We start from the raw sequence: 22,496 nt of genomic DNA on the forward strand, positions 1-22,496 counted from the left end.
TAGGCTGGCGGCCGTGGCCTACGACGCGCTGTTCTCGACGGTCTTCGCCCGCATGGACCCCGAGGTCGCGCACGAGCAGGCGTTCCGGGCGATCCGGTTCGGGGGTCGCCTCGCCGCTCCGCTGACGTCGGTGCCCCCGGCGCCCCGCTCCGTGATGGGGGTGGAGTTCCCGAACGCGTTCGGGCTGGCGGCGGGCTTCGACAAGAACGCCCGCGCCGTCCCGGGCCTGCTGGGGCTGGGCTTCGGGCACGTCGAGGTCGGGACGGTCACGGCGCGCCCGCAGCCGGGGAACCCACGGCCGCGCCTGTTCCGGCTGCTCGAGGACGAGGCGATCGTGAACCGGATGGGGTTCAACAACGACGGTGCGGCCGTGGTGGCGTCCCGCCTGCACCGGCTGCGCCGCACCCGTGCGGGTGCCGACGCGGTGATCGGCGTCAACATCGGCAAGACGAAGGTCGTGCCGGCGGCCGAGGCCGTGGCCGACTACGTGGAGAGCGCCCGCCTGCTCGCCCCCTACGCGAGCTACCTCGTGGTCAACGTCTCGAGCCCGAACACCCCGGGCCTTCGCGACCTGCAGGCCGTCGACTCGCTCCGGCCCATCCTCGAGGCCGTGGGCGGCGTCACCGCCCGAGAGGGCGTTCCTCTGGTGGTCAAGATCGCGCCGGACCTCGCCGACGCCGACGTCGACGCGGTGGCCGACCTGGCTCTCGAGCTGGGGCTGGACGGCATCAGCGCCACCAACACGACGATCGCGCGCCCGGACTCGTTGCGCACGCCCCGGGCGACGGTCGACGCCGCGGGTGCCGGGGGCCTCTCCGGGCCGGTGCTCGCCGACCGGTCCACGGAGGTGCTGCGCCGCCTGAGGGGACGTGTGGGCGACCGGCTGGCCCTGGTCGGCGTCGGCGGCGTGACCACGCCGCAGGACGTCCGCGACCGCCTCGACGCGGGTGCGGACCTGGTGCAGGCGTACACCGGATTCGTCTACGGCGGGCCGATGTGGCCGGCCCGTCTGGCCCGCGCTTCCAGGCTCTGAGCGACGTCGGCGGAGAAGGGGGACCCCCCGATTTCGTCCTGCGCCGACCATTGGGTACTGTTGGCTGTCGGCTTGCCCCTTTAGCTCAGTCGGCAGAGCGTTTCCATGGTAAGGAAAAGGTCTACGGTTCGATTCCGTAAAGGGGCTCTGAGAGACGGGGAGACTCGTCCCCTCGCGGCTGGGTAGCTCAGGTGGTTAGAGCACACGACTCATAATCGTGGTGTCGCGGGTTCGAGTCCCGCCCCAGCTACCGAAGACCGCACGTGCACGGCATCACCCCCAGACCAGAAGAGGCAGACCAGTGGCGAGCAAGAGCTCCGACGTTCGACCCAAGATCACCTTGGCTTGCACCGAGTGCAAGGAGCGCAACTACATCACCAAGAAGAACCGTCGCAACGATCCCGATCGTCTCGACCTCAAGAAGTTCTGCCCGCGCTGCAAGACCCACCAGGTCCACCGCGAGACGCGCTGAGCCTCCCGCACCACCGTCACGAGACCCCCGGCCGCACGGCCGGGGGTCTCGTGCGTCCTGGTCCGGTGCGTCACCTCCTTCCCCTGACCGTGGGAGCGGGTCCTAGGCTCGACGCATGGATCTCGCGCAGCTGACCACCCTGCGCCTCGGGGGGCCGGCGCGCGACGTCGTCGAGGCCACCACCGAGCAGGAGCTCGTCGACGCGGTGCGGACGGCCGACGACGCCGGCGTCCCGCTCCTGCTGGTCGCGGGCGGGAGCAACCTCGTGGTCGGCGACGCCGGCTTCGAGGGGACCGTCGTGCTCGTGCGCACGACGGGGCGCCAGGTCGACGCCGACGCCTGCAGCGGCGCCATGGTCACCGTGCAGGCGGGGGAGTCGTGGGACGCGCTCGTCGCGGTGGCCGTCGAGTCCGGCTGGGTCGGGCTGGAGGCGCTGTCGGGCATCCCCGGGTCCGTGGGGGCCACGCCCATCCAGAACGTCGGTGCCTACGGCCAGGAGGTCGCGCAGACCATCGCCTCGGTGCGGGTCTACGACCGCGCCGAGCAGCGGGTGCGCACCCTGTTCGCCGTGGACTGCGGGTTCGGCTACCGGCACAGCCGCTTCAAGGCCGAGCCCGGCCGGTTCGTGGTGCTCGCCGTGGCGTTCCAGCTGCGTCTGGGCGACCTGTCCGCGCCCGTCGCGTACGCCGAGCTGGCCACCCGCCTGGGCGTCGACGTGGGCGACCGCGCCCCCCTGGCCGACGTCCGTGGGGCGGTGCTCGGGCTGCGGGCCGCGAAGGGCATGGTGCTCGACGCCGACGACCACGACACGTGGAGCGCGGGGTCGTTCTTCACCAACCCCGTCCTCGACGCCGACGCGGCCGGGCGTCTGCCCGAGGGGGCCCCGCGGTTCCCGCAGGCCGACGGAACCGTCAAGACGAGCGCGGCATGGCTCATCCAGGCCGCCGGGTTCGAGCGCGGTCACACGGTGGCCGGTGGGCGGGCCGCGGTCTCCTCCAAGCACACCCTGGCCCTCACGAACCGCGGCGACGCCACGGGCGAGGACCTGCTCGCCCTGGCCCGGGAGGTGCGCGACGGCGTGCGCGACGCCTTCGGCATCACCCTCGTGCCGGAACCCGTGCTCGTCGGCTGCACCCTCTGAGCCGGCCTCGCGGACGAACGGTTCGGGCGAGGGCCTCAGTACCCCGTGTCCGCGGAGAGCTGCAGGTGGGCCCGTACGGCGAAGCCCACCAGGACGAGCAGGCCGACGACGACCAGTGCCGTGGCGAGCGCGCCGAGGACCATGCCGGCCGTGGCCTGTCGGCGGCCGACCCACCGTGCAGGATCACGGTCGATCTCGCGACGCGTCGAGACCCCCAGGTGCCAGACGTACGGGCCGAGAAGGGCGGGCAGCACGAACACGGCCCCGACGAGGGACAGCAGGCCCAGCACGTAGGCCCGGTCCGCGCCGGGGTGGACGGTGGGCGCGGGGTGGTCGAGGTCCGGCACGTCGATGCCGCTCACGACGTCCGCCACCGGTCGACGTCGGCCAGGGCCGCAGCCTTGAGGTCGTCGGGGGCGTGCGAGCGGCGCAGCGACATCGCGGCGAGGTCGGCCAGCTCGTCGTCGCTGAAGTCCTGCGCGGCCCGCAGCACGTTGTACTGACCGGCCAGCCGCGAGCCGAAGAGCAACGGGTCGTCGGCGCCGAGCGCGACGTCGACGCCGGCCTCGACGAGGGTGCGCACCGGCACCTCCTCGAGCGTGGCGTACACGCCGAGCGCCACGTTGGAGGTGGGGCACACCTCGAGGGCCACGCCGGCCTCGGCGACCCGCTCGAGCACCGCCGGGTCCTCGCTCGAGCGCACGCCGTGGCCCAGGCGGGTGGGGTGCAGGTGGTCGAGGCACTGCGCCACGTGGGCCGGGCCGCGCAGCTCACCGCCGTGGGGCACGAGCGAGAGCCCGGCCCGCTCGGCGATCGCGAAGGCCGGGGCGAAGGCGGCCGTGTCGCCCCGCCGCTCGTCGTTCGAGAGCCCGAAGCCGACCACGCCGCGTCCGGCGTACTGCCCGGCGAGGCGCGCCAGCGTGCGGGCGTCGAGGGGGTGGCGGGTGCGGTTCGCGGCCACCACGACCGCCATGCCGGTGCCCACGCGCTCTCCGGCGTCACGGGCGGCGTCGATCACGAGGTCGGTGAAGGCGGTGATGCCACCGAACCGGGCGCCGTAGCCCGACGGGTCGACCTGGATCTCGGTCCACACCGCACCGTCGCGGGCGTCGTCCTCGGCCGCCTCCAGGACCAGGCGCCGCACGTCGTCCTCCGTGCGCAGGACCGAGCGTGCCACGTCGTACAGCCGCTGGAACCGGAACCAGCCCTTCTCGTCCGTGGCCACGAGCTGGGGCGGCCACTCCTCGACGAGGGCCGGCGGCAGCCGGATGCCGTCGCGCTCGGCGAGCTCCACCAGGGTCGTGTGGCGCATCGACCCGGTGAAGTGCAGGTGCAGGTGCGCCTTGGGCAGCGTGGCGACGGACCTCACGGGGTGAGGGCCTCCGCCACGTACGAGCGGGCCCCGCGGGCCTCGAGCCCGGCCCGGACCCGCTCGATCGTGCGAGGACGCACCAGCACGTGGAACAGCATGGAGGGCACCCCGACGACGACGGCGAGGACGAACGGCCACGGCCCCTCGTCGAGGACGAACGACAGCGCCAGCGCGGCGATCAGCGGGGCCTCCGTCAGGACGAAGCGCAGGATCATCGTGGTCTGGAACGCCTGCACCGAGGCGCGCCGGGCGGCGGCCTCGTCGAGCCCGGGCTCCAGTGCGGCCACGCGGTAGCCGATCGTCTGCGCGGCGAGGAAGCCGAGGACCACGGCACCGAGGGCGGCGGCCGCGCCGACCACCGAGAGCTCACCCTGGTCGGGAGGCAGCACGAACAGGATCGCGACCAGCACGATGAGGGGCGAGGTGCCCAACGTGAGCGCGAGGACCCGCAGCGAGCGGCCGGGGGACGGGGCGGGCTGGGCGACGCTCATGGCGTCACCGTATCGGCCGGTGCCGACCCCGCGCCCGTCCACCGCCGGGTGCGTCGCGCGTGCGCCGGGTGGAGGCCGCGGCTACTGCGAGGCGCGGGCGGCACGCTCGACCGCGTCGGCCACGCGGTGGTGGACCTCCGGGTGGAAGACGCTCGGCACGATGTAGTCGGCGTTGAGCTCGTCGTCCTCGACGCACGCCGCGATGGCTTCGGCCGCCGCCAGGAGCACCGGCACGTCGATGCCGTGGCTGTGCGCGTCGAGCAGTCCGCGGAAGATCCCCGGGAACGCCAGCACGTTGTTGATCTGGTTCGGGTAGTCCGACCGACCGGTGGCCACCACGCGCGCGTGCTCGCGGGCGAGGGCCGGGTCGATCTCCGGGTCCGGGTTGGCGAGGGCGAACACCACGGCGTCGTCGGCCATCGTGGCGACGTCGGCGGCACCGAGCAGGCGTGGCGCGCTGACGCCGATGAACACGTCGGCGTCGACGAGAGCGTCCTTCAGGGTGCCCGAGACGCCACGCGGGTTGGTGTTCTCCCCGATCCAGGCGAGCGTGGGGTCGGTGTCGCCGCGCTCCGTGGAGACGATGCCGTCGACGTCGCACACGACCACGTCGCGCAGGCCCGCCCCGAGGAGCAGCCGCAGGATCGCGGTGCCGGCGGCGCCGGCACCCACCAGCACCACGCGCACGTCCTCGAGCGACTTCTCGACCACGCGCAGGGCGTTGCGCAGCGCGGCCAGCACCACGATGGCGGTGCCGTGCTGGTCGTCGTGGAAGACGGGGATGTCGAGCCGCTCGCGCAGGCGTGCCTCGATCTCGAAGCACCGCGGCGCCGAGATGTCCTCGAGGTTGATGCCGGCGAACCCGGGGGCCACGGCGGCGACGGTCTCGACGATCTGGTCCACGTCCTGGGTGTCCAGGCACAGCGGCCAGGCGTCGATGCCGCCGAAGGTCTTGAACAGGGCGGCCTTGCCCTCCATGACCGGCAGGGCTGCGTGCGGGCCGATGTTGCCGAGTCCGAGCACGGCCGAGCCGTCGGTGACCACGGCCACGCTGTTGCGCTTGATGGTCAGGCGCCGCGCGTCCTCGCGGTCGGCCGCGATCGCCTGGCAGATGCGGGCGACGCCGGGGGTGTAGACCATCGAGAGGTCGTCGCGGTTGCGCAGCGCGTGCTTGGACGCGGTCTCGATGACCCCGCCGAGGTGCATGAGGAAGGTGCGGTCGGAGACCTTCTTGACGGCGACGTCGGGGATCGCCCGCAGCCCCTCGACGATGCGGTCGGCGTGGGCGGTGTCGCCGGCGGCGATGGTCAGGTCGATGCGCAGGGCGTCGGCGCGCGACGCGGCCACGTCGAGCGCGGTCACGATGCCCCCGCTGGACTCCACCGTGGTCGTCAGGTGGCTCACGGCGGTGCCGCCGGCCGGCACCTCGAGGCGCACCGTGATGGAGTGGGACACGTTCGGGGCGGGGGACGCGCCGACGGCACTTTCGGTCGTGGAATGGCTCACGATCCTCTGTTCTACGGGACCGGACCGGTTACCCGCGAGTCGTGCACATTGAGTTCACGCCGCCCGGCGGGGGTGCCGGGCCGTGGGCGGCGGACGGTACGGCGGGGGTGCCGGGCCGTGGGCGGCGGACGGTACGGCGGGGTGCCGGGCCGCAGGCGGCAGAGGGCGCCGGCGGTCGGTTCGACTCGGCCGGTGCGCACCCCGTACACTGGACGGACCGGTGAGATCTCACTCTGTTTCGTCATGCCCTCGTGTCCTGCACGCAGGACGGGGGAGACGGGCAGAAGCGCCGGTGGACGGCACTAGCTCAACTGGCAGAGCATCGGTCTCCAAAACCGAAGGTTGGGGGTTCAAGTCCCTCGTGCCGTGCCAGCACCATCACCACATCGCACCATCCAGACCAGCACGACCAACGAAGGGGACACCGTGAGCGATCGCCACGAGACGTCGGCCACGAAGGAACGGCGCACGTCGCCGTTGACCTTCTACCGGCAGGTCGTCGCGGAGCTGCGGAAGGTCGTGTGGCCCACGCGGCCGCAGGTCGTCAACTACTTCTTCGTCGTGCTCGTCTTCGTCCTGATCATGATGGCGTTCGTCGCCGGCCTGGACTACGGGTTCGGCAAGGCGATGTTCGCCGTGTTCGCGTGAACTGCAGAGGAAACCAGTGACTGAACAGTCCCCCGAGACGAGCAACGTCGAGGTCGAGGAGCTCTCCGACGTCGAGGCGTCGGACGAGTCCGCCGCGTCGATCGACGAGGCCCCCGAGGTCGAGGACGTGCCCGAGGGCGCCGACGAGACCGTCGACGCCGACCAGGCCGCCGAGGCCGAGGTCGACGCCGAGCTCGACGCCGACGTCCCTGCCGACGAGGCCGGTGACGGTGAAGAGGCCGGCGAGGACGCCCCCGTCGACGCGCTCGCGGAGTTCCGCGAGCGGCTCTACAGCCAGTTCGGCGACTGGTACGTCGTGCACACCTACTCCGGCATGGAGAAGCGTGTGAAGGCGAACCTCGAGAACCGCATCACCTCGCTCAACGCCGAGGACTACATCTTCGAGATCGTCGTCCCCACCGAGGAGGTCGCCGAGATCAAGAACGGGCAGCGCAAGCTCGTCAAGCGCACCGTGCTCCCCGGCTACGTCCTGGTCCGCATGGACCTCACCGACGAGTCGTGGGGCGTCGTGCGCCACACCCCGTCGGTCACCGGCTTCGTGGGCAACTCCCACCAGCCGGTGCCCCTCAGCCTCGCCGAGGTCGAGCAGATGCTCGCCCCGGCGGTGGAGGCCGAGGTCGCCCAGCAGGCGGCCGACGCCCCCGAGCAGCAGCAGACCGCATCGTCCCCCAAGGTCGAGTTCGCCGACTTCACGACGGGTGACTCCGTCATGGTCGTCGACGGTCCGTTCGCCACGCTCCACGCGACGATCACGGAGATCAACCTCGACGCGCAGAGGGTCAAGGCCCTCGTCGAGATCTTCGGTCGCGAGACCCCGGTCGAGCTGAGCTTCACCCAGATCCAGAAGGTCTGAGCCGGCTCCTCCGGCCTGCACCACCCATCCACAGAAGGACCCGAAGAACAATGCCTCCCAAGAAGAAGGTCGCCGCACTCGTCAAGGTGCAGCTCAACGCCGGCATGGCGAACCCGGCGCCCCCCGTCGGTACCGCGCTCGGCCCGCACGGCGTGAACATCATGGAGTTCTGCAAGGCGTACAACGCCGCCACGGAGTCCATGCGCGGCAACGTCGTCCCCGTCGAGATCACGATCTACGAGGACCGCTCGTTCACGTTCGTGACCAAGACGCCGCCGGCCGCCGAGCTGATCAAGAAGGCCGCCGGTCTGTCCAAGGGCTCGTCCACGCCGCACACCGACAAGGTCGGCAAGCTCAGCAAGGACCAGATCCGCGAGATCGCCACGACCAAGCTGCCTGACCTGAACGCGAACGACCTCGACCAGGCCATGAAGATCGTCGAGGGAACCGCCCGCTCCATGGGCGTCACCACCGACTGACACACCCACCCCGACCAGCAACACGTGGCAGGGCCGGCTGGGCCCGCGAGACCACACCTGGTGCACACCGAAGGAAGCCAGACATGACACAGCACAGCAAGGCGTACCGCGCCGTCGCCGAGAAGATCGACAAGGACGCCGTCTACACCCCGCTCGAGGCCACCACGCTGGCCAAGGAGTCGGGCAGCAAGAACTACGACTCCACGGTCGACGTCTCCGTCCGCCTCGGCGTCGACCCCCGCAAGGCCGACCAGATGGTGCGCGGCACCGTCAACCTGCCCCACGGCACCGGCAAGACCGCTCGGGTCCTGGTCTTCGCGACCGGTGCCAACGCCGACGCCGCCCGTGAGGCCGGCGCCGACCACGTGGGTGCCGACGAGCTCGTCGACAAGGTCAACGAGGGCTGGCTCGACTTCGACGCCGTCGTCGCCACGCCCGACATGATGGGCAAGGTCGGCCGGCTCGGCCGCGTCCTCGGCCCGCGCAACCTGATGCCGAACCCGAAGACCGGCACGGTGACCACCGACGTCGCCAAGGCCGTCGGCGACATCAAGGGCGGCAAGGTCCAGTTCCGCGTCGACCGTCACGCCAACCTGCACTTCGTGATCGGCAAGGCCTCGTTCTCGGCCGAGCAGCTCGCCGAGAACTACGGCGCGGCCCTCGAGGAGATCCTGCGTCTCAAGCCGGCCAGCTCCAAGGGTCGGTACCTGAAGAAGATCACCGTCTCCACGACGAACGGCCCGGGTGTCCCCGTCGACACGACGCACCTGCGGAACTTCACGTCGGCCGACGAGGCCTGAGCCTCCAGCCGACACCGGACCCCCTCCGCCCCTCGGGCGGAGGGGGTCCGTGCGTCCGGGGGCGCGACCTCAGTGGTGGGGCAGGATCAGCATCACGCGTGACTGCGGTGCGTCCTGCACGGTGACGTAGCCGCCCACCGACTCGGCGGTCACGGCAGCCTCGGCCAGGCCGTCGACCCCGGCGTCGCCGTGCAGCACGCCGCTCGGCAGGCGACGTGGTCCCTGGTCGGTCACGCGCACGCGCAGCACGGTGCGCAGCGTCGACACGTCGACGGTGACGTTGCCCGTGCCGCCGTCGGTCGCCTGTGCCAGCAGGGCGTCGACGACCTGCCGCACCGGCTCGGGGGCCACCTTGGCCGGGACGGGCGCCCGCGACGTGAGGACGAGATCGCGACCCTGCTCGGACAGCCGTTCCCGCCAGCGCTCGGCGACGGTGGACGTGAGGTCCACGAGGTCCAGGGCGACCTCGTCGTCGAGGGCGTCGTCGCGACGTACCTCGAGCAGCTCGGTGACCGCGACGCCCAGCCGGTCCACGGCGGCGATCGCGCTGGTCAGCTCCGCTGACACCTCGGGCGGCACCTGCTTCCAGAGCGTGAGGTCCTCCAGCGAGAGGCGCAGGGCGGTGATGGGCGTGCGGAGCTCGTGCGAGGCGGTCACGGCCAGCGAGCGCTCACGCTCCAGCAGGACGTCGAGCCGGCGACCGGTGTCGCGCAGCGCCCGGCCCAGCTCGTCGGCCTCCCGGACCCGGTAGCGGGGGACCGGCGTGTCGAAGCGGCCCGCGCCGATCTCGGCGGCCACGATCGACAGCTCGCCGAAGGGCCGGGCGAAGCGACGTGCCATGACCACCGCCACGACGCCCGCGACCGCGGCCAGCGCGAGGGAGAGCAGGACCAGCGGCAGGACTCCGGCCGACACGCGGTCGGTCATCGATCGACCGGAGAGGCTGAGGGTCACGCTGCCCCCACCGTCGACCGCCCGGGTGCTGCGCGGGCCGTCGACGGTCACCGTCCCTGCGGTGATGCGCTCGCCGGCGGGGGGCTGGTAGACCACGCGCTCGTCGTCCTGCAGCAGGGACGTGAAGTAGTCCTGGTCGACGGTGGCTCCCGCGGTCAGCCGGGCGCCCACCGCGGCCGCCATCAGGGCGGCGGTGCGATCGGCGCGCTCGCGCTCCTGGTCCTGCACGACGTCGGCGACCACGTAGGACGCCGCGACGGCGAACAGCGCCAGCACGAGCAGGGTCAGCCCGACGAACGTCGCGACCAGGCGGTCACGCATCCGCGGCGTCGATCTCCCAGCGGAAGCCGACGCCCCGCACGGTGACGACACGGCCCCGCGCGTCGGCGTCCTCGAGCTTCTGGCGCAACCGACCGATCGTGGTGTCGAGCGTCTTGGTGGAGCCGAACCAGTTCTCGTCCCACACCTCGTCCATCACGTGCTCGCGCGTGACGACGCTGCCGCCGGCGGCCTCGACCAGTGCCAGCACGTCGAACTCCTTGACCGTCAACGTGAGCTCGGAGTCGCCCACCCAGGCGCGCCGGGTGTCGCGGTCGACGCGAACCCCGCCGGTCGGGGACGACACGGGAGGCGCGGGGGCGACCTCGGGTCCTGGCCGGGCGCTGCGCCGCAGCAGTGCCCGGACCCGGGCGAGCAGCTCGGCCAGGGCGAAGGGCTTGGCGAGGTAGTCGTCCGCGCCGACGTCCAGACCGACGACGCGGTCGAGCTCCCCACCGCGGGCGGTCAGGATCATGATGCCGCCCTCGAACCCGTCCGCCCGGGCCCTCCGGCAGACCTCGAGCCCGTCGAGGTCGGGCAGGCCGAGGTCGAGCAGCACCAGGTCGACGCCGCCGACGGCCAGCCGCTCCAGGGCTTCGGTGCCGGTGGCCACGCGCTCGACCAGGTGCTCCTCGCGCTCCAGCGTGCGGATCAGGGGAGCGGCGATCTGGTCGTCGTCCTCGACGATCAAGAGAGTGTGAGACACCTCATCGAGCATAGAGGTCACCTGCGGGCGCGCGCTCCGGCTCGGGTGCCACCACCAGGGTCAGGACCGCCGCGGCCGCCAGCGCAAGTGCGACCACCGTGACGTCGACCGGGTGCGGTGTCGAGCCGGGAGGACCCACGGTGCTGGCGAGCACGACGCCCGTCACCGTCGCCAGGGCCACCGCGGTCGCAGCCACCCGCGACTCGATGCACCGGGCCGTGCCCAGGCGGGCCGCCGAGAGGAGCGCGATGGCGGCCAGGACCCCCAGCAGCACCGACGCGTACGGCTCGTGCGCGGTGGACACGGCCGCCCGTCCGAGCAGCAGCCCGAGCAGGGCCGTGCCGGCCGGCGCGAGGTGCGACGGAGCGACGCGTGCCATCAGAAGTCCCGGTCGGCGGTGCCGGTCTCGACGGCCGGGGCCGTCGAGCACTTCTGGCCGGACAGGTCGGCAGCGGACGCGGACGGCGTCCACGTCATGGTGGCTGCGCTGGTCACGGTGCGCAGCCCCGATCCTGAGGTCACGGCACCGATCTTCACGGTCACGACGGTGCGGGTGGAGGCGCCGACGGTCACGGTCGTGGCCGTCATGCTTCCGGCCCACTGGACGGTCTTGCCGCTCTTGACGTAGTCGGCCTTGAGGTTGACGGCGCCGAGGTTGGCCCCGGTCACGTCGATCGTGTCGTCCTTGGCGCCGCCGCCGACGAGGTTGCCGTCGCGCAGCCGGACGGTGACGGCCCTGGCGGTGCCGTCCCACCCGCCGACCACGGTGGCGAGGTCGAGCTTCTCGCTGTAGGTGAAGGTGACGGTGTCGCCGTTGTCGACCCGGCCCACGGTGCCGCCGCCGTTGGCGGACTGCACGTCGAGCGCCCGTACCGGGCTGTTGTCGACGAGGCGGGCACCGACGACGGCGGAGGTCGTGATCGTGCCGCGAGTGTCGACCAGCTGCGCTCGGAGGTCGTAGCTGCCGTCGCCGACGGACTTGGTGTCGAAGGCGCAGGTGTAGGGAGCGGTCGTGTCGGTGCACACGTCGGTCCAGGTGCTGCCTCCGGCGGGGGCGCGCTGGATCCTGACCGAGGCGATCCCCGCCGAGGCGTTGGCGGCGGCGGTCAGCGTGACCGTGCCGGTGAGGTACTGGCCGGGGTCGGCCAGCGACACCGAGGAGACGGTGTTGTCGACGACCCGGTTGGCCACGGCAGCGGAGGTGGACTGCAGGCCGACGGCGTCGGTGGCGACGGCGCGGAAGGAGTAGGTGCCGCCGGTCAGCGCGGTGGTGTCGTAGCGGCACGACCACGGCGCGGAGGTGACGGTGCACAGCGTCTTCCACGTGCCGGTGGTGCCCTGGGAGTACTGCAGCTCGACCGTCTCGACACCCGAGCCCGCGTCGGTCGCCGTGGCGGAGAAGGTGCGGGTTCCGCTCAGCGGCGTGCCCGGGTCGGTCATCGTGACGGCGGGCTTGGTGTTGTCGACGAGGACGTCGGTCTGCACGGTGGAGTACCGGGTGCCGGCGAGGGTGTCGATCGCGGCGCGCACGTCGTAGGTGCCGTCCGGCACCGTCGTGGTGCTCCAGGAGCAGGTGGTGGTGGTGTTGATGAACAGGCTGCCGGTGCAGGCTCGGGTCCACTTGTTCGTGCCGGCGGGGGAGTACTCGAACCGGGGGGAGCCGATGGCGAGGCCGGCGTTGTAGACGCTCATGGATGCCGTCACCGTGCCGGTCAGGGCCTCGCCGAGCGGGGCCAGCACGATGGCGAAGGTGTTGGCGACGTAGGTCCGGACGGGCTCGGAGATGGTGGTGTGGCCCGCCTTGTCGGTGGCGACAGCGCGCAGGTCGTAGGGGCCGTCGGGGGTCGCGCCCGTCCGGGTGTCCCACGAGCAGGAGTACGGCGCAGTGGTGTCCGTGCAGAGCGTGGTCCAGCTCGACGCGTCGGCGGCCTGGTGCTGCAGCACCACCTGGGCGACTCCGGACTCGGCGTCGCTCGCGGTGGCGGCGATCGTGGCGGTCCCGGTCACGCTGCCGCCGGCCGGCGCCGTGACGGCCACGCTGGGCGGCGTCCAGTCCGACGCCGCGGTCACGGTACCGACCGGGTTGACGGTGCGGGCCGAGAAGCTGGCCGACGAGAAGCCGGTCACGGAGAACGCGAGCGCGACCAGGACCACGACGACGCCCGCCAGCGGCGCGCGGCCCCGCAGGGGGGACGGTGCTCGGTGACGGGCGTTCATGCTCATGTCCTCAACGGTAGGGAGGTCGACTCCACGAAGACCCCACGCGAAGGTCACACGACCTCCACGGAACCGGTCAGGAGTGGACGGGGACGGGGACGGGGAGCTGGACGGGGACCAGTGGGGCGGTCGGCTGGACGGGCGCCTCGGTCCGGTCGCGGCGTCGTCCGCCGCTGCGGAGGGCGCCGAGCAGCTCGACGCCGCTCGCGAGGGCGATCAGGCCGGCCGGCACGCCGATCACGAGGAGGCGGGTGTCGCGGTCGGCGAGCGCGACGAGGGCCCAGCCGACGTGCGGGACGTGGAACTCGACGACCGGCTGGTCCGGTGCGGTGAGGGAGAAGGTCCAGGGGTCGGGCTGGGGGTTGGCGTCGCCCTGGGTGCGGAACAGCGGGGCGCCGCTCTCGGACGTGCCGATGTCGATGATGCGGTGCGTCACCAGGTTCGTGACGCCGCTGTCGGCCGGGGGCTGGTAGGTGATCACGTCGCCGACGGCGAGGTCGGCGACGGGGGTGGCCTTCTCGAAGGCGACCGCGCCCTTCTCGATCGAGCCGGACATGGACCCGCCGGTGATGACGTAGCGCTCGTAGCCCAGCAGGCTGGGCGCCAGGTAGGCCAGCCCGGCCACGGTCGCCACGAGCAGGAGGGAGTTGACGATGACCGGGAGGACCCGGCCTGCGCGTCGGGGGGTGCGGCGGTGCGGGATGGTCATGTCCTTCTCCTTCTCCTGCTCGTGGCGGGTGGTCGTACCGTGCGGTCCCTCTCCTCGTACGGGGACCAGCACGTGTCCTGCGTCCGGCCGTGGTCCGCGAACCCGGTCAGGTGCGCGGACCACCCCTGTTGGCCGGGGCGCCCGGACGTCGGCCTCCCTCACGGCCGGCGTCCGGGTGGCTCTCACTGGTTGGTGGTGGTGGCCGAGAGCTGCGTGGAGTCCCAGCTGTAGGCGGCGGAGGCGGTCTTGCCCTGCTGCGTGTTGTCGGCGGTGTCGGCGAGGCGCACCGAGAAGGTGTAGTTGCTCACGACGCCGGGCTCGACGGTGCCCAGGGTGTTCTTCTTGCCGTCGACGAGACCGCCGAAGTTGCCGCTGTAGACCTGGGTGCCCGAGGTCGTGTTCGTGATGGTGAGGGTCAGGGCGTCGTCGGCGAACTGGTTCGTCGAGGTGGTCTCGGTCAGGCTGAACGCGGCCGGCAGCGAGCCGGTGTTGGTGATGGTCAGGCTGCCGTTGACGACGTCGCCGGGCTTGATGTTCGTGAGGTTGAAGACCGCGGCGTTGCTCTTGGAGTTGGTGTGCGACAGGGTGCCGGAGGTCACCGAGCTGATGGTGTTGGCGGTGCTCGAGGTGAACGTGGCGCCCGAGCCGATGGCGACGGCGCCGGCGGCGAGCAGGGTGGCGAGGGGGACGAGGACCTTCTTGGTGTTCATGGGGGTTCTTCCTGTGTGGACCGGTGGGGCTCGACCGTGGTCGAGGTGATGTCTGGAACGCTACGGAGCCCAGATCCACACGAGTCCCCCACGAGCTCCCCACGAGATCCACATCTCGGAACTCGCCGCCGGCTACCTCGCGGGCAGCTCGAACCACACCGCGGCGCCACCGGTCGGCGACTCGTCCACGCCGACTCGGCCCCCGTGCGCGCGGACCAGGCGACGCGTGGTGGCCAGGCCGATGCCGTGCCCGCCGGGGTCGTCGCCGCGGTCGTACAGGTCGAAGACCTCGCTACGGCGAGAGGGTTCGATGCCGCGCCCGTTGTCGGCCACGACGACCCGCCACGCGTCGCCGTGTCGCTCGGCGCTCACGACCACCTGGGCGGACACGCCCTCACGGGTGAACTTCAGCGCGTTGGTCAGCAGGTTGAGCACGACGGAGTAGAGCATGTCGGCGTCGGCGGCCACGGTGGGCAGCGACTCGACGGTGATCGTCGCGCCACCGCGGCGCACGACCGGCTCCAGGTCCGCGAGAGCCAGCGTGAACACGTGCTCCAGCGGGGTGTCGACGAGCGACAGCCGACCACCGCGGACCGCGAAGTCGAGCATCTCCTCGATCATGCGGTTCATCCGCCGGCCCGCCTCCGACACGGCGCGCACGACGGCGCCGAGGTCGTCGTGGGTGACCACCACGGGCTCGGTCTCGAGCAGCTCGGCGTTGGCGAGGATGGCGGTGAGCGGGCTGCGCAGGTCGTGGCTGACCTGGCCCGCGAAGAGCGCCAGGTGGTGGTTGGCCCGCTCCAGCTCGCGGGTGCGCAGGCGCAGCTCGAGGACGTCCATCACCTGCCCGGCCACGGTGCGCAGCGAGACCTCCTGCGCGGGCGTCAGGGTGCGAGCGGTCTCGTCGAACAGGCACAACCGGCCGAGGTGCACGTCGTCGGGCGTGACCAACGGCGCCGACGCGTAGAAGCGCACGGCCCCGATGTCGCCGGTGACGAAGGGGTTGGTGCGGAACCGCTCGTCCTGCGTCGCGTCGGGCACGACCACGTTCCCGGTCTCGGCCATCACGGCGGCACACATGGAGTCCGACCGGGAGCAGACGGACGGCTCGATGCCGGCCGTCGCGACGATCTGGTGCTGCTGGCTGCGCGTGATGATGTTGATGGCCGCGCTGGGGACGTCGCACGCCTGCGCCACGAGGTCGACGAGCGCCTGCAGGTCGCGACCCACGGGCTCGGTGAGCACGGCGTAGCGCTCCAGCTCGAGCTCCTGCTGCTCGATCGTTCCCCCGACGACGGTGCTCACCGGACCTCCTCGATCGCTTCGCTCGACCATGTCACACCTGGCGCGTCCCGGCGCGGTCCGCCGGCGCGGCGAGCTTCGCCCGTCGCCGGACGGACGTCCGGAATTGGCCGACCGGACGCCGACTCGGGCGAAGTGAGAGGTATGATCCAAACATGAACCTGCGCCTCAAGAAGTCCGCCGCCGCGGTGGCCATCGTCCTGACCGCCGGCCTCGGCCTCGCCGCCTGTGGCGGTGACGACTCCTCCAGCGCCAAGGGTGACACGTCCTCGGTCGGCGAGAAGGCCGACACCGAGCTCACCCAGGAGAACTTCTTCACGGAGGTGACGAAGGCCCAGCAGGACGCCAAGACCAGCCACGTCGAGATGGCGTTCGGCGTCGGCGGCCAGGACATCAAGGCCTCCGGCGACGTGTCGACCGGCAAGACCGCCGCCGACTCCGCCATGAGCATGACCATGACGCTCGGCGCCCAGGGCGAGATGGAGATGCGCCTCATCGACGGCGTCCTCTACATGAACATGGGCTCGATGTCGCAGAACAAGTTCGCCAAGATCGATCTGAACGACAAGAGCAACCCGCTGGGCGAGCAGTACGGCAGCCTGCTCGACAGCGTCGATCCCTCCAAGCAGATCGAGCAGATGCAGGAAGCGGTCACCGGCTTCGAGCAGAAGGGCGACGCCGAGAAGCTCGACGGCGTCGAGGCCACCCCGTACGTCGTCACCGTGGACTCCAGCAAGCTCACCGAGCAGATGGGTGCTCCCGGCCAGGACGCCGCCCAGGTCCCGGAGACCCTCACCTACACGATGTACATCGGCCCGGACAACCTGCCGCGTCGCATCCTGATGGACGTCGCGGGCACGAAGATGACCATGGACTACACCAAGTGGGGCGAGGACGTCACCATCGAGGCGCCGGCGAAGGACCAGATCTCCGACGTCGACCTCTCCCAGATGGGCGGTGCCTGAGCTCGATCGAGCCCGCCCGGCACCTGCCGGGTGACGCCGCTCGACCAGCGCTCCACACGAGCCCCCGTCGCACCGATTTGGTGCGGCGGGGGCTCGTGCGTAGACTGACCACGCCGAAGACCGCTGGCCGGGTCCCGCAAGGGTCCCGCGAAGTGCCTCGAACGAGGCGGCCCGCGCAGGTGTCCTTCAGAGGTGGGTCCGTCAGGACCTCCCGACGACGTGCACCGCAGCGCGTGCGTCGGTCGAGGCAACGACCACCAGAAGGAGACCCATGGCAAGCCCGGACAAGGTTGCTGCCGTCGCCGAGCTCACGCAGAGCCTGCGCGACTCCGACGGCATCGTCCTCACCGAGTACCGCGGTCTCACCGTGAAGCAGCTGCAGGAACTGCGGCGCTCGCTCGGTGAGGGTGCGAGCTATGCCGTCGCCAAGAACACGCTGACGAGGATCGCGGCCAAGGAGGCCGGGGTCGACCTGTCGGACGACCTGCTCACCGGCCCGACCGCCATCGCCTTCATCAAGGGCGACGTCGTCGAGGCCGCCAAGGGTCTGCGTGACTTCGCGAAGGCGAACACCACCCTCGTCATCAAGGGAGGCTTCCTCGACGGGAAGTCGCTCGATGCCGACGAGGTCAAGAAGCTGGCGGACCTCGAGTCGCGCGAGGTCCTCCTCGCCAAGCTCGCCGGCGCCATGAAGGGCAGCCTTCAGAACGCCGCGTCCCTCTTCAACGCCCCGCTCGCCCAGACGGCCCGCCTCGTGGCGGCCCTCGAGGCGAAGAAGGCCGAAGAGGCTCCCGCCGACGCTTCCACCGACACTGCTGCCGAGGCCCCCGTGGCCGAGGCGGCACCCGAGGTCGAGGCTCCCGCCGAGACCGACTCCACCGAGGGCTGAACGCCCGATCTGATCGGGACCCCCTCGGGGTCTCACCAACGAAAGGACGCCACATCATGGCGAAGCTCAGCACCGACGAGCTGCTCGACGCATTCAAGGAACTGACCCTCATCGAGCTCTCCGAGTTCGTGAAGGCCTTCGAGGAGACCTTCGAGGTCACCGCCGCTGCCCCCGTGGCCGTGGCCGCTGCGGCCCCCGCTGCCGCCGGTGGCGACGCCGGTGGCGACGCCGCCGAGCAGGACGAGTTCGACGTCGTCCTCGAGTCGGCCGGCGACAAGAAGATCCAGGTCATCAAGGAGGTGCGCGGTCTCACGAGCCTCGGCCTGAAGGAGGCCAAGGACCTCGTCGAGGGCGCTCCGAAGCCCGTCCTGGAGAAGGTCGCCAAGGATGCCGCCGAGAAGGCCAAGGAGGCCCTCGAGGCCGCCGGCGCCACCGTCACGCTCAAGTGACCTGGCTGTCAGCCTGACGTCCACGTGACGTCGACGCAGACCCCCGCAGACCCGGTTCCGACCGGGTCGGCGGGGGTCTCGTCGTGTCCGGAGGCGGCGGCGCGCCGATCGCCCGAGCGGCCGTCGCGCTCCGCTGACGGGCCGAACGGCAGGGTCGGGGACGTGACCGAGGCCACCTTTGTGACTCGCAGTTGCATGGGGTACGGTCTCTGAGACCTGCGACACGTTACTCGCGGGTCATCATGACGGAGCGAACTCGTAACCGAGTCGCCCGAAATTCGTTAGGCTGGGTGGCCCGGGTCACATCGACTGCGGGCCCGGTACGGGGACCGGCCGAGCTGGAGTGGAGGAGGGGTCCGTGGGCGTCGAGGTCAAGGTCGAGAACCTGACGAAGAGCTTCGGCTCGCAGCTGATCTGGGGCGACGTCTCGTTGACCCTCCCCGCGGGTGAGATCTCCGTGATGCTCGGTCCGTCCGGCACGGGCAAGTCGGTGTTCCTCAAGACGCTGATCGGTCTGCTGAAGCCTGACGAGGGCCACATCTGGATCGAGGGCGTCGACATCGCGACGTGCAAGGAGAAGGACCTCTACGAGATCCGCAAGCTGTTCGGCGTGCTGTTCCAGGACGGCGCCATGTTCGGCTCCATGGACCTCTACGACAACTGCGCCTTCCCGCTGCGCGAGCACACCAAGAAGTCCGAGTCCGAGATCCGCCAGATCGTCATGGACAAGATGGACATCGTCGGCCTGGCCGGTGCGGAGAACAAGCTCCCCGGCGAGATCTCCGGCGGCATGCGCAAGCGTGCCGGCCTGGCCCGCGCACTCGTGCTGGAGCCCGAGATCCTGCTCATCGACGAGCCCGACTCCGGCCTCGACCCGGTGCGCACGGCCTACATCAACCAGCTGTTCATCGACCTGAACGCCCAGATCGACGCCACGTTCCTCATCGTCACGCACGACATCAACTCCACCCGCACCGTGCCCGACAACATCGGCCTGCTCTACCACAAGCACCTGGCGATGTTCGGCCCGCGCGAGATGCTGCTGTCGAGCACCGAGCCCGTCGTCGCGCAGTTCCTCAACGCCCAGCGCGTCGGTCCGATCGGCATGTCCGAGGAGAAGGACGCCGACGAGCTCGCGGCCGAGTCCGAGATCGAGATGCCGCCGCTGCCGCCCATCCCGCGCCAGCTCGAGCCGTCGGACGGTCGTCCCCGTGTCGCGCAGCGCGAGCCGGGCGCCTGGTGCCGCGACAACGGCATCACGCCTCCGCCCGGGTCGTTCGACGAGAACATGAGCCTCGCTCCGGGCAGCACCGCGTGAGCGCAACCAAGATCGCGGCGCCCGCACGGATCGCAGGTGGCCTCTTCGCCTTCATGCTCGACGTCACCGTCGCGCTGTTCCGGCGACCCTTCCAGCTCAAGGAGTTCCTGACCCAGGCCTGGTTCATCGTCACCGTGACGATCGTGCCGACGGCCCTGGTCTCGATCCCCTTCGGTGCCGTCATCGCCCTCCAGGTCGGCGGGCTCATCAAGCAGTTCGGTGCGCAGTCGTTCACGGGCTCCGCCGCGGTGCTGGCCGTGGTGCGCGAGGCCGGCCCCATCGCGACCGCGCTGCTGATCGCCGGTGCCGCCGGCTCGGCCATCGCGGCCGACTTCGGCTCGCGCAAGATCCGCGAGGAGCTCGACGCGATGATGGTGCTGGGCATCGACCCCATCCAGCGCCTCGTCGTGCCCCGCGTGCTCGCCGCCATGCTCATCGCCGTCTTCCTCAACGGCCTGGTGACGATCGTCGGTGTCGCCGGTGGCTACGTGTTCAACGTCGTGCTGCAGGACGGCACACCAGGGGCCTATCTGGCCTCGTTCACGGCGCTGGCCCAGCTGCCCGACATGTACCAAGGCATGGTGAAGGCCGTCATCTTCGGCTACATCGCGGCCATCGTGGCCGCCTACAAGGGGATGAACGCCAAGGGCGGCCCGAAGGGCGTGGGCGACGCGGTCAACGAGGCCGTCGTCATCACCTTCCTGCTGCTGTTCATCGTGAACTTCTTCGTGTCGTCCATCTACATCCAGCTCGTCCCACCGAAGGGGATGTGACATGGCGACGAAGATCAGTGCCGTCTACGAGCGCCCCGCGGCAGCGCTGGAGGGCCTCGGCACCCAGCTGCTGTTCTACCTGCGTGTCCTGCGGGCCATCCCGTTCACGATCAAGAACTACAGCCGCGAGATCCTGCGGCTTCTCGCCGAGGTCGCGCTCGGTTCCGGCGCCCTCGCCGTCATCGGCGGAACCGTCGGCGTCATCGTGGCCATGTGCTTCTTCACCGGCACCGAGGTCGGCATCCAGGGCTTCGCCGCGCTCGACCAGCTCGGCACCGCCGCACTGTCCGGCTTCGTCTCGGCCTACTTCAACACGCGTGAGATCGCGCCGATCGTCGCCGGCATCGCGCTCGCCGCGACCGTCGGCTGCGGCTTCACCGCGCAGCTCGGCGCCATGCGGATCTCCGAGGAGGTCGACGCGCTCGAGGTCATGGCCGTGCCGTCGATGCAGTTCCTCGTCACCACGCGCGTGCTGGCCGGGCTCATCGCCGTGGTCCCGCTCTACGTCGTCGGCCTGCTGTCGTCCTACTTCGCGACCAGATTGACGATCACGCAGTTCCTCGGGCAGAGCACCGGGACCTACGACCACTACTTCTCGACGTTCCTGCCACCAGGTGACGTGCTGTGGTCGTTCGGCAAGGTGCTGATCTTCGCCGTCGTGGTGATCCTGATCCACTGCTACTACGGCTACTACGCCTCCGGCGGACCCGCGGGCGTGGGTGTGGCCGTGGGCCGCGCCGTCCGTACGTCGATCGTCGCCGTCAACGTCGTCGACCTGCTCGCCTCCATGGCGATCTGGGGCACGACCGTCACCGTCAGATTGGCAGGTTGACGATGGCTGCCACTCCCTTCGCCGAGCGTCCCACGAGCCTGAAGCTCCTCGGGGCCGGACTCGTCGTCCTCATGGCCTTCTTCGTCTGGCTGACGTTCGCGTTCTTCTCCAAGACCTTCGTGGCCACCGACGACGTCACCGTCGACACCGGCAAGGCCGGCCTGAACCTGCCGCAGGCCGCCGACGTCAAGCTGCGCGGCATGATCGTGGGCGAGGTCAAGGACGTCGAGCCGCGCGACGGCGGCGTGCGACTCGTGCTCGGTCTCAAGCCCGACCTGATCGGCCAGGTGCCGGCCGACGTCACCGCGGAGATCGTGCCCAAGACCCTGTTCGGCGAGAAGTACGTCGCGCTGATCCCCGCCGACGACGCGGGCAGCGAGCGGCTGAAGGCCGGCGACACGATCCAGCGCGCCGAGGTGCCGATCGAGGTCGAGGAGCTGCTCAACGACCTCTACCCGCTGCTGCAGGCCGTGGAACCGGCCGAGCTGTCGTACACGCTCACGGCGGTCTCCCAGGCGCTCGAGGGACGCGGTGAGAAGCTCGGCGAGACCCTCGTGTCCGCCAACGAGTACCTCACGGCACTCAACCCCGACGTCCCGACGCTGGTCGACGACCTCACCAAGCTCGGCACCGTCTCCGACGGCTACGCCGCGCAGATGCCCACCCTCGGGCGCCTGCTGAAGAACACGGTCGTCACCGGCAACACGGTCGTCGCCAAGCGCACGCAGCTCGCGGCGTTCTTCGACGAGGGCACCCGGCTGGCGAACACGCTGACCGACTTCGTCGACGCCAACGGCGAGAACCTCGAGGTGCTCGCCAAGCAGAACCGCGAGCTGCTCAGCGTCACGGCCGACTACTCCAGCACCTTCCCGTGCTTCACGGGCGGCATGGCCACGGTGCTGCCGAAGCTCAACAGCGTCCTGCGCAACAACACCGTGCACATCGACCTGGAGCTCCTCGCCGAGCAGCCCACCGGCTACCAGCTGGGGGAGAACGCCGTGGTGCCCGACAACAAGACCCTCGACGAGACCGAGCAGACCGACCCGAACAAGGTGAAGTACATCGACGCGCCGGACAAGGACAACGGTCGACTCCCCAACACCCTGGGCGCCGTGTGCGAGGACCTCAAGGTCTTCAAGAAGAACGCCAACGACCCGAGCAAGTGGCCCTACAACCAGGCCGACCCGTTCCAGGTCGCTCCGGAGATCTACAAGCTCGTGGGCGTCGAGAACAGCCACAACGGCAAGTTCGGCAGCGAGGCGGACTTCGAGCGCGCTGCCGTGGCCAACCTCGACTCGGCAGGCTTCTGGAACCCCAGCCTGGCCGACACCGACAGCGCCCAGCAGCGTGACGACGTGCGCCGGATGGCCGCCGCCGTGGCCGGTGTCGACGCCGACCGCGTCCCCGACGCCGCGTCGCTCCTGCTCAGCCCGATCCTGCGTGGCACGGAGGTGACGGTGAGATGAGCGAGCGCAAGCGAGCGAACGACCAGCACCTCATCGCGTTGCTCCCGTACCGTGCTCTTCCGACGGGGGTGA

25 protein-coding genes and 3 tRNA genes are annotated in these 22,496 nt (G+C 70.8%); 17 read left to right on the forward strand and 11 right to left on the reverse strand.

Going from position 1 to position 22,496, the window contains the following annotated elements:
- The first annotated feature begins 13 nt into the window (after nt 1-13).
- From ASF35_RS05855 to ASF35_RS05875, 5 genes are all read left to right on the forward strand, one after another.
- Nucleotides 14-1,033, forward strand: coding sequence for a quinone-dependent dihydroorotate dehydrogenase (locus ASF35_RS05855; RefSeq protein ID WP_055964145.1), 1,020 nt, complete (start codon nt 14-16; stop codon nt 1,031-1,033).
- 74 nt (nt 1,034-1,107) lie between these two features.
- Nucleotides 1,108-1,180, forward strand: a tRNA-Thr gene (locus tag ASF35_RS05860).
- A gap of 29 nt (nt 1,181-1,209) precedes the next feature.
- A tRNA-Met gene (locus ASF35_RS05865) sits at nt 1,210-1,283 on the forward strand.
- Between the two features lie 51 nt (nt 1,284-1,334).
- Complete coding sequence (gene rpmG, locus ASF35_RS05870) at nt 1,335-1,505, forward strand: 50S ribosomal protein L33 (RefSeq protein WP_055964149.1); 171 nt, start codon at nt 1,335-1,337, stop codon at nt 1,503-1,505.
- 115 nt (nt 1,506-1,620) lie between these two features.
- Complete coding sequence (locus ASF35_RS05875; RefSeq protein ID WP_055964152.1) at nt 1,621-2,646, forward strand: UDP-N-acetylmuramate dehydrogenase; 1,026 nt, start codon at nt 1,621-1,623, stop codon at nt 2,644-2,646.
- Between the two features lie 35 nt (nt 2,647-2,681).
- On the opposite strand, the gene ASF35_RS05880 is transcribed toward ASF35_RS05875, so the two are convergent.
- The 4 genes from ASF35_RS05880 to ASF35_RS05895 form a co-directional block, all read right to left on the reverse strand.
- Nucleotides 2,682-3,008 (reverse strand): DUF4190 domain-containing protein, encoded by a 327-nt coding sequence (locus ASF35_RS05880; protein WP_156364857.1) that lies wholly within the window; start codon nt 3,006-3,008, stop codon nt 2,682-2,684.
- On the reverse strand, nt 3,005-4,015 hold the full coding sequence (locus tag ASF35_RS05885; protein WP_082480234.1) for an adenosine deaminase: 1,011 nt from the start codon (nt 4,013-4,015) through the stop codon (nt 3,005-3,007). The genes ASF35_RS05880 and ASF35_RS05885 overlap by 4 nt, the downstream gene beginning before the upstream one ends.
- The gene (locus ASF35_RS05890) at nt 4,012-4,509 is read right to left on the reverse strand and encodes a hypothetical protein (RefSeq protein WP_156364856.1); all 498 of its coding nucleotides are present in this window, start codon (nt 4,507-4,509) and stop codon (nt 4,012-4,014) included. The genes ASF35_RS05885 and ASF35_RS05890 overlap by 4 nt, the downstream gene beginning before the upstream one ends.
- Before the next feature lie 81 nt (nt 4,510-4,590).
- Entirely contained in the window at nt 4,591-6,015 is a 1,425-nt protein-coding gene (locus ASF35_RS05895; RefSeq protein ID WP_055964161.1) for an NAD-dependent malic enzyme, read from the reverse strand.
- Between the two features lie 296 nt (nt 6,016-6,311).
- Between ASF35_RS05895 and ASF35_RS05900 the strand changes: the two genes are divergently transcribed.
- The 5 genes from ASF35_RS05900 to rplA all read left to right on the forward strand — a co-directional run bounded on the left by ASF35_RS05900 (nt 6,312) and on the right by rplA (nt 8,816).
- Nucleotides 6,312-6,387: transfer RNA gene (locus tag ASF35_RS05900), tRNA-Trp, on the forward strand.
- A 54-nt stretch (nt 6,388-6,441) separates the two neighbouring features.
- A complete protein-coding gene (gene secE, locus ASF35_RS05905; RefSeq protein WP_055964164.1) occupies nt 6,442-6,663 on the forward strand; it encodes a preprotein translocase subunit SecE in 222 nt (73 codons plus the stop codon).
- Between the two features lie 16 nt (nt 6,664-6,679).
- Entirely contained in the window at nt 6,680-7,537 is an 858-nt protein-coding gene (gene nusG / locus ASF35_RS05910; RefSeq protein WP_235497344.1) for a transcription termination/antitermination protein NusG, read from the forward strand.
- 50 nt (nt 7,538-7,587) lie between these two features.
- On the forward strand, nt 7,588-8,016 hold the full coding sequence (gene rplK, locus ASF35_RS05915; protein ID WP_055964170.1) for a 50S ribosomal protein L11: 429 nt from the start codon (nt 7,588-7,590) through the stop codon (nt 8,014-8,016).
- An 83-nt stretch (nt 8,017-8,099) separates the two neighbouring features.
- Nucleotides 8,100-8,816: a 50S ribosomal protein L1 gene (gene rplA, locus ASF35_RS05920; protein WP_055964173.1), complete on the forward strand. Its 717-nt coding sequence runs from the start codon at nt 8,100-8,102 to the stop codon at nt 8,814-8,816.
- Nucleotides 8,817-8,885: 69 nt separating this feature from the next.
- Here the strand turns inward: rplA and ASF35_RS05925 are convergent, their stop codons facing one another.
- The 7 genes from ASF35_RS05925 to ASF35_RS05955 form a co-directional block, all read right to left on the reverse strand.
- Nucleotides 8,886-10,091, reverse strand: coding sequence for a HAMP domain-containing sensor histidine kinase (locus ASF35_RS05925; protein ID WP_055964176.1), 1,206 nt, complete (start codon nt 10,089-10,091; stop codon nt 8,886-8,888).
- Nucleotides 10,084-10,806, reverse strand: coding sequence for a response regulator transcription factor (locus ASF35_RS05930; RefSeq protein WP_055964179.1), 723 nt, complete (start codon nt 10,804-10,806; stop codon nt 10,084-10,086). Before ASF35_RS05930 ends, ASF35_RS05925 begins: the two co-directional genes overlap by 8 nt.
- On the reverse strand, nt 10,796-11,173 hold the full coding sequence (locus ASF35_RS05935; RefSeq protein ID WP_055964182.1) for a hypothetical protein: 378 nt from the start codon (nt 11,171-11,173) through the stop codon (nt 10,796-10,798). Before ASF35_RS05935 ends, ASF35_RS05930 begins: the two co-directional genes overlap by 11 nt.
- A complete protein-coding gene (locus tag ASF35_RS05940) occupies nt 11,173-13,017 on the reverse strand; it encodes an Ig-like domain-containing protein (RefSeq protein ID WP_200931201.1) in 1,845 nt (614 codons plus the stop codon). Before ASF35_RS05940 ends, ASF35_RS05935 begins: the two co-directional genes overlap by 1 nt.
- A gap of 70 nt (nt 13,018-13,087) precedes the next feature.
- Nucleotides 13,088-13,720 carry a signal peptidase I gene (locus ASF35_RS05945; protein WP_055964188.1) on the reverse strand — a complete coding sequence of 211 codons (633 nt, stop codon included), beginning with the start codon at nt 13,718-13,720 and terminating at the stop codon, nt 13,088-13,090.
- Nucleotides 13,721-13,902: 182 nt separating this feature from the next.
- The gene (locus ASF35_RS05950) at nt 13,903-14,430 is read right to left on the reverse strand and encodes a TasA family protein (RefSeq protein ID WP_055964191.1); all 528 of its coding nucleotides are present in this window, start codon (nt 14,428-14,430) and stop codon (nt 13,903-13,905) included.
- Nucleotides 14,431-14,562: 132 nt separating this feature from the next.
- Nucleotides 14,563-15,735 (reverse strand): GAF domain-containing sensor histidine kinase, encoded by a 1,173-nt coding sequence (locus ASF35_RS05955; RefSeq protein WP_082495383.1) that lies wholly within the window; start codon nt 15,733-15,735, stop codon nt 14,563-14,565.
- 152 nt (nt 15,736-15,887) lie between these two features.
- Between ASF35_RS05955 and ASF35_RS05960 the strand changes: the two genes are divergently transcribed.
- From ASF35_RS05960 to ASF35_RS05990, 7 genes are all read left to right on the forward strand, one after another.
- Entirely contained in the window at nt 15,888-16,697 is an 810-nt protein-coding gene (locus ASF35_RS05960; protein WP_055964194.1) for a hypothetical protein, read from the forward strand.
- A gap of 271 nt (nt 16,698-16,968) precedes the next feature.
- Entirely contained in the window at nt 16,969-17,586 is a 618-nt protein-coding gene (rplJ, locus tag ASF35_RS05965) for a 50S ribosomal protein L10 (RefSeq protein WP_055964198.1), read from the forward strand.
- Nucleotides 17,587-17,642: 56 nt separating this feature from the next.
- A complete protein-coding gene (gene rplL, locus ASF35_RS05970; protein ID WP_055964201.1) occupies nt 17,643-18,035 on the forward strand; it encodes a 50S ribosomal protein L7/L12 in 393 nt (130 codons plus the stop codon).
- A gap of 358 nt (nt 18,036-18,393) precedes the next feature.
- Nucleotides 18,394-19,353, forward strand: a complete 960-nt coding sequence (locus ASF35_RS05975; protein ID WP_055966233.1) for an ABC transporter ATP-binding protein — start codon at nt 18,394-18,396, stop codon at nt 19,351-19,353.
- A gap of 53 nt (nt 19,354-19,406) precedes the next feature.
- Nucleotides 19,407-20,126 carry an ABC transporter permease gene (locus ASF35_RS05980; protein WP_082480398.1) on the forward strand — a complete coding sequence of 240 codons (720 nt, stop codon included), beginning with the start codon at nt 19,407-19,409 and terminating at the stop codon, nt 20,124-20,126.
- Between the two features lies 1 nt (nt 20,127).
- Nucleotides 20,128-20,958 (forward strand): ABC transporter permease, encoded by an 831-nt coding sequence (locus ASF35_RS05985; protein WP_055964208.1) that lies wholly within the window; start codon nt 20,128-20,130, stop codon nt 20,956-20,958.
- 2 nt (nt 20,959-20,960) lie between these two features.
- On the forward strand, nt 20,961-22,424 hold the full coding sequence (locus ASF35_RS05990) for an MCE family protein (protein WP_055964211.1): 1,464 nt from the start codon (nt 20,961-20,963) through the stop codon (nt 22,422-22,424).
- Nucleotides 22,425-22,496: the final 72 nt, after the last annotated feature.

The organism is Aeromicrobium sp. Leaf291, assembly GCF_001423365.1.
Lineage (GTDB): Bacteria > Actinomycetota > Actinomycetes > Propionibacteriales > Nocardioidaceae > Aeromicrobium.

Bases quoted from the DNA above. Each gene is read 5' to 3' on its own strand.
- ASF35_RS05875 (WP_055964152.1), top strand. From the start codon at position 1,621: ATGGATCTCGCGCAGCTGACCACCCTGCGCCTCGGGGGGCCGGCGCGC.
- ASF35_RS05890 (WP_156364856.1), bottom strand. From the start codon at position 4,509: ATGAGCGTCGCCCAGCCCGCCCCGTCCCCCGGCCGCTCGCTGCGGGTC.
- rplK (WP_055964170.1), top strand. From the start codon at position 7,588: ATGCCTCCCAAGAAGAAGGTCGCCGCACTCGTCAAGGTGCAGCTCAAC.
- rplA (WP_055964173.1), top strand. From the start codon at position 8,100: ATGACACAGCACAGCAAGGCGTACCGCGCCGTCGCCGAGAAGATCGAC.
- ASF35_RS05925 (WP_055964176.1), bottom strand. From the start codon at position 10,091: ATGCGTGACCGCCTGGTCGCGACGTTCGTCGGGCTGACCCTGCTCGTG.
- ASF35_RS05930 (WP_055964179.1), bottom strand. From the start codon at position 10,806: ATGCTCGATGAGGTGTCTCACACTCTCTTGATCGTCGAGGACGACGAC.
- ASF35_RS05935 (WP_055964182.1), bottom strand. From the start codon at position 11,173: ATGGCACGCGTCGCTCCGTCGCACCTCGCGCCGGCCGGCACGGCCCTG.
- ASF35_RS05940 (WP_200931201.1), bottom strand. From the start codon at position 13,017: ATGAGCATGAACGCCCGTCACCGAGCACCGTCCCCCCTGCGGGGCCGC.
- ASF35_RS05945 (WP_055964188.1), bottom strand. From the start codon at position 13,720: ATGACCATCCCGCACCGCCGCACCCCCCGACGCGCAGGCCGGGTCCTC.
- ASF35_RS05950 (WP_055964191.1), bottom strand. From the start codon at position 14,430: ATGAACACCAAGAAGGTCCTCGTCCCCCTCGCCACCCTGCTCGCCGCC.
- ASF35_RS05960 (WP_055964194.1), top strand. From the start codon at position 15,888: ATGAACCTGCGCCTCAAGAAGTCCGCCGCCGCGGTGGCCATCGTCCTG.
- rplJ (WP_055964198.1), top strand. From the start codon at position 16,969: ATGGCAAGCCCGGACAAGGTTGCTGCCGTCGCCGAGCTCACGCAGAGC.
- rplL (WP_055964201.1), top strand. From the start codon at position 17,643: ATGGCGAAGCTCAGCACCGACGAGCTGCTCGACGCATTCAAGGAACTG.
- ASF35_RS05980 (WP_082480398.1), top strand. From the start codon at position 19,407: ATGCTCGACGTCACCGTCGCGCTGTTCCGGCGACCCTTCCAGCTCAAG.
- ASF35_RS05985 (WP_055964208.1), top strand. From the start codon at position 20,128: ATGGCGACGAAGATCAGTGCCGTCTACGAGCGCCCCGCGGCAGCGCTG.
- ASF35_RS05990 (WP_055964211.1), top strand. From the start codon at position 20,961: ATGGCTGCCACTCCCTTCGCCGAGCGTCCCACGAGCCTGAAGCTCCTC.